The 12,988-nt window shown below is 43.3% G+C and carries 11 protein-coding genes; 7 read left to right on the top strand and 4 right to left on the bottom strand.

The features are described 5' to 3' along the window. The first annotated feature begins 261 nt into the window (after positions 1-261). The 3 genes from flgK to SNR28_RS22245 all read left to right on the top strand — a co-directional run bounded on the left by flgK (position 262) and on the right by SNR28_RS22245 (position 4,888). A complete protein-coding gene (gene flgK / locus SNR28_RS22255; RefSeq protein ID WP_375750973.1) occupies positions 262-2,136 on the top strand; it encodes a flagellar hook-associated protein FlgK in 1,875 nt (624 codons plus the stop codon). A 10-nt stretch (positions 2,137-2,146) separates the two neighbouring features. Further along, positions 2,147-3,340: a flagellar hook-associated protein FlgL gene (gene flgL / locus SNR28_RS22250; protein WP_375750971.1), complete on the top strand. Its 1,194-nt coding sequence runs from the start codon at positions 2,147-2,149 to the stop codon at positions 3,338-3,340. 393 nt (positions 3,341-3,733) lie between these two features. Beyond that, positions 3,734-4,888, top strand: coding sequence for a flagellin (locus tag SNR28_RS22245; RefSeq protein ID WP_375750970.1), 1,155 nt, complete (start codon positions 3,734-3,736; stop codon positions 4,886-4,888). 356 nt (positions 4,889-5,244) lie between these two features. Here the strand turns inward: SNR28_RS22245 and SNR28_RS22240 are convergent, their stop codons facing one another. Further along, entirely contained in the window at positions 5,245-5,931 is a 687-nt protein-coding gene (locus SNR28_RS22240) for a Rha family transcriptional regulator (protein WP_375750968.1), read from the bottom strand. A 353-nt stretch (positions 5,932-6,284) separates the two neighbouring features. Between SNR28_RS22240 and SNR28_RS22235 the strand changes: the two genes are divergently transcribed. The 4 genes from SNR28_RS22235 to SNR28_RS22220 all read left to right on the top strand — a co-directional run bounded on the left by SNR28_RS22235 (position 6,285) and on the right by SNR28_RS22220 (position 9,949). Continuing rightward, a complete protein-coding gene (locus SNR28_RS22235; RefSeq protein WP_375750966.1) occupies positions 6,285-7,343 on the top strand; it encodes a GTP pyrophosphokinase family protein in 1,059 nt (352 codons plus the stop codon). Positions 7,344-7,390: 47 nt separating this feature from the next. Then, positions 7,391-7,975 (top strand): hypothetical protein, encoded by a 585-nt coding sequence (locus tag SNR28_RS22230; RefSeq protein WP_375750965.1) that lies wholly within the window; start codon positions 7,391-7,393, stop codon positions 7,973-7,975. Between the two features lie 115 nt (positions 7,976-8,090). Then, positions 8,091-8,675 (top strand): hypothetical protein, encoded by a 585-nt coding sequence (locus SNR28_RS22225; RefSeq protein ID WP_375750964.1) that lies wholly within the window; start codon positions 8,091-8,093, stop codon positions 8,673-8,675. 572 nt (positions 8,676-9,247) lie between these two features. Then, entirely contained in the window at positions 9,248-9,949 is a 702-nt protein-coding gene (locus tag SNR28_RS22220) for a spondin domain-containing protein (protein ID WP_375750962.1), read from the top strand. Between the two features lie 107 nt (positions 9,950-10,056). Here the strand turns inward: SNR28_RS22220 and SNR28_RS22215 are convergent, their stop codons facing one another. The 3 genes from SNR28_RS22215 to SNR28_RS22205 are packed head-to-tail and all read right to left on the bottom strand — an operon-like array spanning position 10,057 to position 12,958. Next, positions 10,057-11,697 (bottom strand): hypothetical protein, encoded by a 1,641-nt coding sequence (locus SNR28_RS22215; protein ID WP_375750961.1) that lies wholly within the window; start codon positions 11,695-11,697, stop codon positions 10,057-10,059. Beyond that, positions 11,694-12,167 carry a DNA-binding protein gene (locus SNR28_RS22210; protein WP_375750960.1) on the bottom strand — a complete coding sequence of 158 codons (474 nt, stop codon included), beginning with the start codon at positions 12,165-12,167 and terminating at the stop codon, positions 11,694-11,696. The genes SNR28_RS22215 and SNR28_RS22210 overlap by 4 nt, the downstream gene beginning before the upstream one ends. Further along, positions 12,161-12,958 (bottom strand): hypothetical protein, encoded by a 798-nt coding sequence (locus SNR28_RS22205; protein ID WP_375750958.1) that lies wholly within the window; start codon positions 12,956-12,958, stop codon positions 12,161-12,163. The genes SNR28_RS22210 and SNR28_RS22205 overlap by 7 nt, the downstream gene beginning before the upstream one ends. Positions 12,959-12,988: the final 30 nt, after the last annotated feature.

Below are 12,988 nucleotides of genomic sequence, written 5' to 3'. Positions count from 1 at the left end.
ATCGATGCTGGGAACACTGCTACGACATAGGCAGATTGCACGTTACCACGCTCCTGCGTGGTAATGCATACCTAAACTAGAATTTTTCACTTTCAATTCAAACGCTTCAACAGTTTTCTTGCCACTATCAATCCCTTAAAGCCAGATATGTATTCCCACGCAGAGCGTGAGAAACTAGAAATAAAAACTCTGGCACACTAATTGCAAAACTAACTCCAGATACACGTTTTTATTCAGTTTTATGGTTTCCCTGGGGGCATTATGGCATCGGATTTGTTGAATGTTGGTACTCAGAGCGTATTAACCGCTCAGAGACAACTCAACACAACTGGTCATAACATATCGAATGCGAATACCGAAGGCTATAGCCGCCAGTCGGTAATCCAGGGCACCAACATGCCTCGTCAATACGGTGGTGAAACTTATGGTATGGGCGTCCATGTGGAAAATGTTCGCCGCTCATGGGATCAGTTTGCCGTTAAAGAGTTAAATGTTGCCACAACCAACCTTTCAAATACGACCGATACTGAAGCTGGACTAGACACACTGACCAGTATGCTTTCTTCGCTTGCTTCAAAGAAAATACCTGAAAACCTAAACGAATGGTTTGACTCAGTTAAGACACTGGCAGATTCACCAAACGATATGGGTGCAAGGAAGGTTGTTCTTGAGAAAGCTGGTCTAATAAGTCAAAACCTGAATACTTTTTACGAGACAGTACGTCAGGAAGCGGACAACACAAATAAGAAACTGGAACTGGCCGTTGAGCGAATGAATGAAATTGCGGTTGAGATTCGCGATCTTCATCGCCTGATGATGCGTACCCCAGGGCCACACAATGACCTGATGGATACACATGAAAAGCTGGTTAAAGAGCTGGCAGAGTATACCAAGGTAACAGTAACACCGCGTAAAAATGCTGAAGGCTTTAATATTCATATTGGTAATGGACATACTCTGGTTTCAGGTGTTGAGTCTAGTACTCTATTGATGGTTGATGGTGAACCGGACGCACAACAGCGCCAATTGGCGATGATCGAAGGTAAAGGTCTTAAAACTATCAAGCATGATGGCCTAGACGGGAAAATGGCATCGTTGCTCAAGCTTCGTGATGAGTACGTCCCTTACGTTCAAGATGAGCTTGGTCGTCTGGCCACGGCTTTCTCGTTTGAAATCAATGAGTTGCAGGCGCACGGCTTGGACTTGTACGGCAATGTAGGTAGTAACTTGTTTACGGATGTGAACTCAGAACGCATTGCTAAATCTCGAGTGATAACCAGCAATGGCTCGAATGCTGATATTGCAGCTTTCATCGAAGATACCAGCCAGCTTCAGGGTGGCGACTACCACTTGAGATACAACGGTAGTGATTACACGTTTATCAAACCTAGTGGAGAGCTGGTTAGAGTTACTCCGCAAGATTCTGCTCTTTATATCGATGGGCTGAGAATTGAACTGAGGACAGCACCAGAAGCCGGAGACAAGATCGTCATTCGTCCGGTTCGATTAGGTGCAGAACAGATTGAAGTTGCGATGGACAACGCGGCCAAGCTTACAGCGCAAAGCTACGAAAGTTCAGTGACATCTACCAGAGGAGATGCTGATTTTCGTGTACTTACAGCAGGTGCATTAAAAGAGTTTCAGGTGCTTATTTCCCCAACTGGTGACAAGTATGCTGTGTTGGATATGAATGGCAATGTGCTTCTCCAGCCTCAGGATTACCCACCATCGGTCCCAGTAACTGTACAGGGAACGACATTTAGCTTATCCAAAGGCGCGGCAGCGGATGACCGTTTTGCAGCAAACCTGACTCATGCAGAAGGTGACAACGGTAACTTGCGTAAGATGCAGGATATTCAGACACAGAAGAAGCTAAATGACGGAAACACCACCGTTTTAGAGGTCTACCACAACCTGAACACTGACATGGGATTGAAGATGTCGACAGCTGAACGACTCAGTGAAGTTGCTCGTTTAGAAAAAGAGTCGGCTGAAGAGCGGATTGCATCAATCTCTGGTGTAAATATGGATGAAGAAGCGGCAAATATGATGAAGTTTCAGCAGTCATATATGGCCTCATCCCGAATTATGCAGGTGGCGAACGATACGTTCGACACCATACTGGCACTGAGATAAGGAGGCGTGAATGATTAATCGTATTTCCAGCTTCCACAATTATCAGGCAGTCCAGAATGATCTGAGAAGACAAGAAGCGAAAGTCATACATAACCAGGCACAGTTGGCATCTGGCAAAAAACTGTTGAAGTCGAGTGATGACCCGCTTGCGACTCATTATGTCCAGTCTATCGGTCAGCAATCAGAGCAGTTGCGCCAGTATATGGATGCCATTGTTCTGGTAAGGAACCGTTTAGAACATCATGAAGTGTTGGTCGCAAACTCAGAGTCTTACGCTGATGAAGCCAAACGAACCGTTATGGAAATGATTAACGGCTCTCACTCAGAACAGGATCGCGAAGCTAAAGTGCGCGAGTTGCAGGAGATATTTAATAATCTGCTAAACCTGACTAACAGTCAGGATGAGTCGGGCAACTATATCTTTGCTGGTACTAAGCCGAAGAGTCAGCCATTTTTCCGTGATAACTCCGGGAACGTGACTTATGCCGGTGATGAATACCAGAGAAAAATGAAGATCTCTAATCAGCTTGAAATGCCTATCAACGATCCTGGTGGCAAAGTGTACATGGAGATAGACAATCCGTTTGGGGATTACTCTCCAAGTTACGATTTACAAGGTGCATCGGAGTTGTTGCTTGAACGAGCGAACAATACCGACTATTTCGATGAGTCAGTATACAAGATTACCTTTGTAGATATGGGGACTGGCAATTTCGGTTATCAGCTCGAAAAAGATGGCAGTGTGGTTGCCGCTCAAGAGTTTGACCCTAAGGTTGGTCTTAAGTACGAAGGACTGAATATTGAGATCAAGGGGCAAATCACTGCCGGTGACAGCATCACTTTAGAACCACGCAAAACCATTAGTATTTTTGACACCTTTAGAGATGTCATCAACTTGGAAGATGCCTCAGTATCTGATGCGTCGGCAACCGGGCAGTTGCATCGCCTGGTAAAAGAGTTTGATGCCGCATTTATTCATCTGGGGAAAGCGCGTACTGATGTAGGTGCTCGATTAGACACCTTAGATATACAAGAAGATCTGCATGAGGACTTTAAATTAACATTGGCTAAGTCCAAAAGTGCCTTTGAAGATCTGGATTACTCTCAAGCAGTAATCGAATTTAATGAAAATTCATTAGCGCTGGAAGCTTCACACAAGGCTTTTGGCAAAGTGAAAGACCTGACTCTTTTCAACTACATATAAATTAGCTACAGCCTTATGAGCTTAATGCCATATGAGCGGCTAATTGTAGTCAAAAGCGGAAGAGAGACAGGCAAGAATCGGAAAAGCGGCAAACTTTGCCAGTGGTAAAAAAGAGGCTTTTTTGAGGTTGTAAGCAGCACGGGTTAAAACATTGCCGAAGTTAATGCGCTTAACTTGTTGTTTTTAAGTTTAATTTTTAATTTTCAATAAATATCGTTGAGTAATTTAAAACTTGGCACGTATGTTGAATGTATTTATGCAGACAACTTATGAATTTGAATTTGATGGTTACATCGGATTCGGCAAGTAACTATCACGGTCAGTGCTTATCCAAATGAGACTTAAGCTGGCCGCTTCGCAAAAAGCTTGCGAACTCAACAGGAGAGCAAAAAGATGGCTGTAACAGTAAGTACTAACGTCGCGGCAATGACGTCTCAGCGTTACCTGAATAAAGCGACAGATAATCTGAACACCTCGATGGAACGTTTGTCATCGGGTCACAAAATTAACAGTGCAAAAGATGATGCTGCGGGTATGCAGATCTCTAACCGATTGATTGCACAGTCACGCGGCCTGGATGTGGCAATGCGAAATGCTAACGATGGTATTTCGATTGCGCAGACAGCAGAAGGTGCGATGAACGAATCAACATCCATCCTTCAGCGTATGCGAGACTTGTCACTACAGTCTGCTAACGGCTCGAACTCAGCGTCTGAACGTCAGGCTCTGCAGGAAGAAGTTAGCGCACTGCAAGATGAATTGAACCGTATCGCAGAAACAACATCGTTTGGTGGACGCCGACTACTAAACGGAACCTTTGGTGAAGCGGCTTTCCAGATTGGTTCTAACTCTGGTGAAGCGATGCTAATGGGTCTAACCAGCGTACGTGCTGATGACTATCGTATGGGTGGTAGCACATTCTTTGCTGAACTTCCTGAGGGTAAAGTGATCAGTAAAGATTGGGGTGTACCAGCGGGATCTAACACTATGACAATGACCATTGCTGGTCAGAATGGTGAAGAAGATACCGTTATCAATATCGAAGCTAAAGTGGGTGACGATATTGAAGAATTGGCAACTTACATCAACGGTCAGACCGACAAGCTTAAAGCATCGGTTGGTGAGTCAGGTAACCTTCAGATTTTCGTAGCAGAGCCGAACCTACAGGGTGGACTGGATATCGGTGGGCCACTGGCTAGTGAAATCGGTCTTGCTGGTGCAGAAGGTGTTGTAACGACTGCTCAAGATATTGATGTGAGAACGGTAACAGGCTCTCAGAATGCAGTAGGTATTCTGGATGCAGCACTGAAGTATGTAGATAGCCAACGAGCTGACCTTGGTGCGAAGCAAAACCGTTTGAGCCACAGTATTAACAACCTGGCAAACATCCAGGAGAACGTTGAAGCTTCGAAGAGCCGTATCAAAGATACAGACTTCGCGAAGGAAACAACCGAACTTACGAAAAACCAGATTTTGCAGCAGGCAGGTACTTCCATACTTGCTCAAGCAAAACAATTGCCAAACTCTGCAATGTCATTACTTCAGTAATAGATATTCCAGAAATAGCGTTACTCTGCATTAATGGGTCCAGACGTGAACCTTTTGTGAATGGCGCTATTATGGCAATCGCATTTTAGACTTGAAAACTTGATGCTCTCTCACTCTCACACTGCAGACAGTAGAAGAGTTTAAGATGCACGCTCAGCCGGTTATGTGACATTTCTCTCTGATCTCCACATAGGCATCTGGCTAGCAACCAGCCCCTAGTTCTCTCAAAGGATAGGGGCATCTCTTTTTGATTAAATGGCGTAACCTTATAAAACAATAGGTTACGCCATTTTTGTATCTGTGGTGGCGACAAGGTGGCGACAGATTTTTAGTTGCTACCAAAGTGTCGCCATCTTTTAAAACGGTGATACAGCGTTCATCCGCAGTAAATCTTCCCGTATGTTTTCCCATAGTTCATCGAGCAACCTGAACTCGTAGTAATATCCTTGATTTCGATATGCGCCACTTTCTGTTGAATGGTCAGGCTGGCTTTCACCTTCTCCTCCAATTCCTAAGATCACATGGCCACAGAGCTTATTTTTGAATGAGTGTGGGTGAACTTTGATTTTTACGTGATGTATCCAGGCGTGACGAACGTGGGTGGGTTGTCTTTGCCAGAGAGCCGGTATCCAACCAGATTCAAAATATTGGGGTAGGTTGCAGTGTTCGGTAAGTTGGTTTTGTTGTTGGGGTAGGGCAGGGACGATAGCTCTAAGTTGTTCAGCCATTTTATCGAATGCGTTTATGTAGGCTTCTTTGATTGCTGCTGCTTTCTTTCCGGTGAACCCCATAACAAGAAACATAAAGCCGTTTTTGGTCATTTCAAACATAGGTAATTTTCTGCCAGTTCCGTCTTTATATTCATTGCCCGCAAAATTGCGGTCAATGAAATCAGAAGAACATTCAAGGTTTCTGAGCTTTCTTAATACATCATCATGACGTTTGTTAAATGCTTCTGCAACTTTCAAAGAGTTGGTGCGGATTTCTTCGCCTTGGTTAAAGACAAGATCAGATACAGTCAGGGTAAGGGAAGTTGTAGGCATGATGGCCTCCTTGAGAATGACTTAGTTTAATCACCACTCGGAGGGACTAATCTTCGGGTGGTGAACTGAACAGGGTTAGTCCTACCGCTCTCAAGGAAACGGCCAGCCGAAGCTGCCCCGTTCAGCCCACCATAATTCAGGATATTGTCTAATAGTTAGACAAATTCACCATGTTTAGGTGTGCCGAAACTGCACATATAAAAAAACCAGCAAAAAGCCGGCATCTATGTGCCTTGAGAAATCAAAACGGGGGACTAATCCCGGCCCTGGATTTTGCCAGTGCAGAAATAAGAGTACGATCAAGGTATTAGGTTGTCAATCGGTTACTATCGGTGTTATTCGGCTTTTATCGAGTGACAAAAGGAACTGTTTTGCAAAGCACCTATGTTGATATGGTATGGGATGAAAACCCAGAATACATTCGTAAGTTTCATGAGAACAAACCAAAGTATGAATCTTTATGTCAGGAGGTTCAGTATATCCTCAAACAAAAGCTTCAACAGGAAGATATTGAAGTTGCAGCAGTAACAGCAAGAGCCAAAACGCAGGATAGCTTTTGCGAAAAATTATATCGTAAGAGCTATTCTGATCCGTTCTCAGAAATAACTGATTATGCTGGTGCTAGGGTTGTTTACTTGTATTCTTCAGATAGGCCAAAGATTGAAGCACTGATTGAAAGTGAGTTTGAAGTTATAGAAAAAGCTGACAAGGTGTCTTCGAATGAAGATGACCAGTTTGGATACGGAGCGCTTCACTATCTTATTAAGCTCAAGTCCAATTATAACGGTGCAAGATATGAAGGCATAAATGATCTTACATGCGAGCTGCAAGTAAGAACAATATTGCAAGATGCTTGGGCTGTAGTTGCACATCACCTCAGTTACAAACAAGAGTCAGATGTTCCTAGGCCATTACGTAGAAAGCTTAATGCCTTGTCTGGATTATTTGAAACAGCTGATGATCAGTTTGAACATATTCGGTCACTGCGAGTGCAATATCATAAGAAAATTACAAAAGAAATTGAGAATAATGAGTTTGAATCTCTTAATGCTGAAATTGATATCGATAACTTGAGTGCTTTTCTTGACTGGAAATATCCTGACAGAAAAAATAACCCAGATCGCCTTCCTGGGCTAATTAATGAATTAAGAACATTTGGATATAGGACGCTAAAGGATGTTGAAGACCTTTTAGCTCGAACTAATGATGCTGTTCTAGCGTATGAATTAAACAACCCTCCAGTGGATACCGAGACTAGTGCTAATGTGAAGTATGCTCAAATTGGAATGGTTCGAGTGGCACTTAGCCTTGTCCATCCAGACTTTCCTACAAATAAAGCAAAGGGACGTCAATCTAAGTCCTCTCCTTCTATAGAAAAAGAGAAATTTAAGCACTTAGTAAAGGAAGGCTAAGGATATACACCATAGGTTATTAATTAACACTAAAGGGACCGGCGTCCATGTCGAACAACAAAATTATCAACAAAGATCTAGTCGATTACTTTATGTATCTAGATGCCAAAGAATTCTATAAAGCTGCTTTAATACTTAAGCAGACGGATGATATTGGATCCAATCCCTATTACACGCTAATGGCTTTTTCTATTGAGTTATTTTTGAAGTGTATCTGTGTAACAGAAACGGTTATCCCAGAAGGTCGCGCCATTCTTACCAATGTTCACAAAGACCATGTTCAGGGACACCTACTAAATAAAATTTTCGAAGAGTTAGCAGAGAAAGAGCCGAAGGTGGCAGAGGCTCTTGAGAAGAACTACCTCAAGCACTATGGATTCTCTTTAAAAGATGACTTAGCGATTAACACTAGTTTGTTTATGGATGCGAGGTACACCTACCCAAAAGATGGGAGACCATTTGGGCCGAAGAGAGAATATGAGTATAAGCCTTTGTTCGGCAATTCCCCTCAGAAAAGATATGGCATTCAGATTGATATTCGAGCACTAGAAAGTGTGGCTGAGTTTCTTGATGGTGCAGTTGACGATTTCTTTGCAATTATGACAGGGCAGTATCGAGGGAGTGACTGGTAAGAAAAGTAAATGAATTTCAGTTGGTTATGATGTAGAAAAATAACATTCATTAAGATAATATCTTTTTCCGATTATTTGCTTAATACATTGATATAATTATTAAAAAGGAAAAAGGATGTTTATCAAAAAAGCGCTTTTGGCATTAGGGCTTGTAACATTAGTTGGTTGTTCTGCTAGTCCTATTCAGTATGATTTGACGGCAGAAGATACGTTAATAGTTGTAAAAAGTGAACGGAATATCCCCAACATACAAGTTGGAGAGTTTAAATACGAACCACATATCAAGATTAGTCAATATACGATGTCAGTGTTTGGGTGTATTCCATGTCAATCTGATGGCAGCACAGCAGGGCTAACATACACCAAGCCCATCAATGAGATAGTTAAATCCGAAACTAAAATCGCATTGGATGAGATCGTTTTGCCTTCTAAAAACAGCTCTTGCTCTCTTGATGCAACAATACACTTAGCTGCAAGAGACAACTTAGTAGGAAGTGAGATTATAGATTTATCTTATATGTTGGTAAAAGACGATGAGATCAAGTTCATTAAACGCATCCGCTCTGAGTACGATAAGGGTCTTCTATTCCAATCTTGGCTTAGACGGTCGCTTGCGAATACTTCCCGCCAAGCGCTCGGAGAACTTGTTACAAATACAGCATTCTTAGAGGTAGTCGAACAAAGCTGTTCTTCATCATAAGTTAAAGCTTGCTCATCTGCATTGAGTTCTAAAAAATTGGATTCTCTGTATCTGGGTTTTTGTGTTTATAGTTCCGAACTTTTTACAGTTAATGAAATTTTTATCTTAGCGACGGTGCAGCCTTATCCCTTTTGGGATAAGGCTTGAAGGTCTTTTATCGAGATCTTTATTTTGCATGTCAGATCTTTCCAATTGCTGACGAAAATCATACATATCGTTACTTTTCAATGAGTTATCGATTTTTACTTAATCTTTCCGGATCTTCATTTTTTCAATTAGTTACAAAAAACTGAAATCATTGAAATTTTGAACGCCCTGTATTTAGTCTTTGATCACGTCCCGAAGCCCTTTGCTATATAAGGCGTGAGGCCAGGTTCAGCCTATGAGAATTTCGCAGGATAAAAACTGCAAAAAAAGTGGTCAAAAAACATCGCAGGCGGGTGTAGAGGAGTGCGCTTTCCGTCACTTGGGTGTGTTCGTTCGTGGTTCAGGATTAACTTATTTAATCTCATCTGAAATTTTTCAGGGACTATCCTGTTCTGTCTTTTAACAACTAGTAAAGGAGACGCAATATGAAAAGGAACATCAATAGAGTGCTTGTACCCGTAGTTATAAGTTTATTACTTATCGGGTGTGGTGATGACAATAACTCGGTGAGCTCTAGCTCCGATAGCGCTACATACACACTAACATTCAAAAGTGATTGGAGTGCAGCTAATTTTCCTACCAACTACCCTGCGGGTGTCGCTCACTTTTCACCACTGATAGGTATGACGCATAACTCCTCCGCTAGCCTTTTTACATCTGGTTCATTAGCAACATCGGGTGTTGAAATTGTGGCTGAAACCGGAGGAACAGATACTATAAAAACAGAAATAGGTGACATACAAAATTTAGGAAACAGTCAATCGTTAATTGAAGGAAGTGGACTTCCCTTCGGGCAAACTGAAACAAGTGTCTCTTTTACTCTTGATAAAAGCTTTAGCTTAGTGAGTGTTATTACAATGATTGCACCAAGCCCTGATTGGTTTATTGGGGTGGATAGCCTAGATCTTTTTGAAAGTGGTTCTTGGAAGGACGAAGTGGTTGTTCAGCTCAAAGTATATGACTCCGGAACTGATGATGGGACAGTCTTTACTTCTGCGAATGCAGATAGTTCACCTAAACAAAATATCGCACTCTTAACCTCTAATAGTGCAGATACTGATTTTGAAGACGGTATTCACCGGAGTACAAGTATGCATATTGGCACTTTCACTTTTACTCGACAATAGACAGCAATAACACTCGCCTTTCATAGTTAGCAAAACATCGGGCTAGGTTGGTACTACTAGCCCTTTATTACATAAGAAGTTGTGTTGAATAACTTTTAGCTAATAAGCTAACCTGTGCTACTCATAGGATCCAACCGTTCTTTTAGTGAGTTGCTATCACCACCATGTTCAGTAATAGCATTGGCCTGAACAGGTGCTGCTGTTGTTGCTGGGCCAGCTAGTACTCCGCTGTGCGTATGACTTGCCAGTGTATCGGCTAACTCTTTGACTACCTGCATTAACTCAGAAAGCAGTATCAGAACATTTTCTTGTTTCGAGCCAACCCACGTCTTTGGAGCCTGCAACCACTGATGTTCTGTTGTGATACTGCGACGAACCTTACCGATGGTTTCTATCAGATCACCGGCAGTGGCTGTCTGTATATTGCCAAGGCTTCCCAGTGTGATGTCATCACCTGCTAACAGGTCGAGAGCACCCAGTGCTTCTATCAGCTTTTTACCAACAATCTCTTCAATGCTGTGCTCATCGATTATCATATGGTGTTGACCGAATTCTGCTTTGTATCTGTCGGCCAGCTCTAACTTCTGGAATGCTTTAGATGTGTGGCTTTGGTCCGTCTGTTCGGTAGTATGTCCTGCTGCATTGATACGGTGGCTGACTTCCTGTCTTTGCTGCTGAAGCTGTTCACCTGGCTCAATATCCGGTAATGCATAATCTCTACCGTAGACATTGCGGATGATTGGCCTGTCGTTCCGGCCATAGGCAAAAGCGACTTCAACTAACGTACCTTCCAATGGATAAGAGAGAAATCCGGATTCGTGGCCGCTCATGATGACCGGCAGAGGAATGGAGCGATAAACCGGAACGTCAGCATCTGGTTTAAAGTTCTCATCCAGCAGTTGTAAATCAATGGCAAAACGTGGGCGAAATGGATCAGATGTTTGTCCTGCTTTAGCTGTATCTCTGACGGCTTCAACACGGCCAAACTTAGGCAGATGATATCCAGCTGCCAGTTCAGGAAAATTCTGAAGCGTTTCCCGTTTCTTTGGCGGAATCTCGGCATTTTGCGGCTTCCAATACGCGGTCATCTCATCCCCAATCAGATCAAGTCGATGGATGCGATTACCGTTAAGGATATGTCCTGGACGAATCATCGGAAATGGCGCAAATGTCATATTGTCACCATTTCTTCGTGATGTTAGCTCTAACGGTACTTCCGGTGTTTTTCCATGAAATCGGCTATGTTCATAGCTGCCACAATACACGCTTTGGTCATCGTTCTGATACCAGACAAAATCAGGGATTTCGAAGGCTTTACCAATTTGCTGCATACATTGGTAACCCGTACCAGAGCAGACGAAGTTTGGTATTACTTTGTTAATGTAGTCTGCGTCAGGTAACTGAAAATCAAGACCTGTGAGGCTTTCAAGCTGCTCGATAACATCGGCTACAGTTGGGTGCTCCAGACTCAGCGGCCAGCGCTTTGCCAGAATCCCGGCATTTTCCTTCACTGTAATTTTGTAGGCACCATTTTCCGCGGGCTGCACTTTATCAATGTAACCTTCTAACCAGGTATACATATCTTCGCCGTAGCCAATATCGAACCGAACCAGTTCAAGCGCATTGGGACTTTGTTCTACCTGAATAACAAAAATGGCGGTACCGCCATTGCTGAGTTTCAGACTTGCCATATTGGTGGAGATACCCACTTCCTGATTACTGATGTAGAGACGTTTGATTAACTTCACTCGGTTGCCTCCTTCGCAATAGATAGCGCTTCTTGCATCCGCGTATTTTGTTGCTGCTCTGGTTTGTTCTGGGCTTTTTCGCGTATTTCTCTTTGTTCGGCTACGCTGCTGTGTTCTCTAAGTTCAAACGAGACGTTCCATGCCATCAACGACTCGTTTTCATCCGCGCGGATATTGCCTGTGAACTTCACTTCACGGATCTTGAGGGAACGAGCCGTGGTGTTACCGATGCGATAAATTTTGCGACTGCCTGATGCATCTTTCTGAGAAGCCAGCTCATAAAGCCGAGTTAATACCGAATCATCACCAAACGGTACTCGGCCAGAGAAAGAAAGCTTTTTGCCTTTGTCACCCTGCTCTGAGCGATTTGTGCCTGAAGACTGCCCGCTCATATCCTGATCTTTCAGCTCCATATTCATGGAAACCCGCATTGAATCTAGCTTTAGGACTTCACCGTCCAGGCTCAGCATAGTAGCTCCTTAAAGAACGTCAGAGGTGCATTAGATATCAGCAAACTGGCCATCGTGAACTGATGGTTGCTAGGTGCGGTGGTTTGGCTTAATTGACTAGCGATGCTTTCTGCATTTCCGGTTAGCGATAGACTCCAAACGCTACCTCGAAGGTTTTTTAGTGCATTAAGCTGCTGACTAATATCCGCTAACCTATCAGCTCGTTTTTGTGCCAAAACTGAAAGCTTACCGATCACGTTGGTCTTGTCGTTTGCCAGTGACTCCAGTGTGGCAACTTGGCTACCCTGATAATTCAGTGCTTCACGTAATGGGCTAGCGTTCAAAGAGCAGGATGGTTTAAAGCGTGGCTGTATGATAGAAGCTGGCTGATAGAATTTATCGGTTTCCTTTGTCGTTAGCGCAGTTGCCTGTCTTGCCACCTGGCACCAATCTGGAGTGGGACAAATTGACGCAATATCAGCGAGCACTGTGGCAAATTGTCCCAATCGAGACGCGGTAATCATCACGGCCACCACATTCAATTGACCTTTTGGCCTATGGGTATCCGAATGATCACGCATTTTCTGAGTGAGTACTTTAATAGCGGTTTGCGGGTTCAGGTAACAGCCAGAATCCAGTTTGTTGCCGACATGAAACTGGTACGGGTTTACGCTGAGGACTGTACCCTGTGAAAGCAGTAATTCAAGATCAGCACGCAACCCCAGTAATGCTTCGGCTTCGGTACTTAAAGGGTGGCGCGAATAAGCCGCATCACCCTGCAGAGCTGTGAGCCTGCCAACGGCATTATTCATTTAAGTGCCAACTTGATTCGTGACACCTTC

The sequence above is a fragment of the Vibrio iocasae genome (genome assembly GCF_042245395.1).
GTDB lineage: Bacteria > Pseudomonadota > Gammaproteobacteria > Enterobacterales > Vibrionaceae > Vibrio > Vibrio iocasae.
This window is presented reverse-complemented; position numbering and strand designations above follow the sequence as displayed.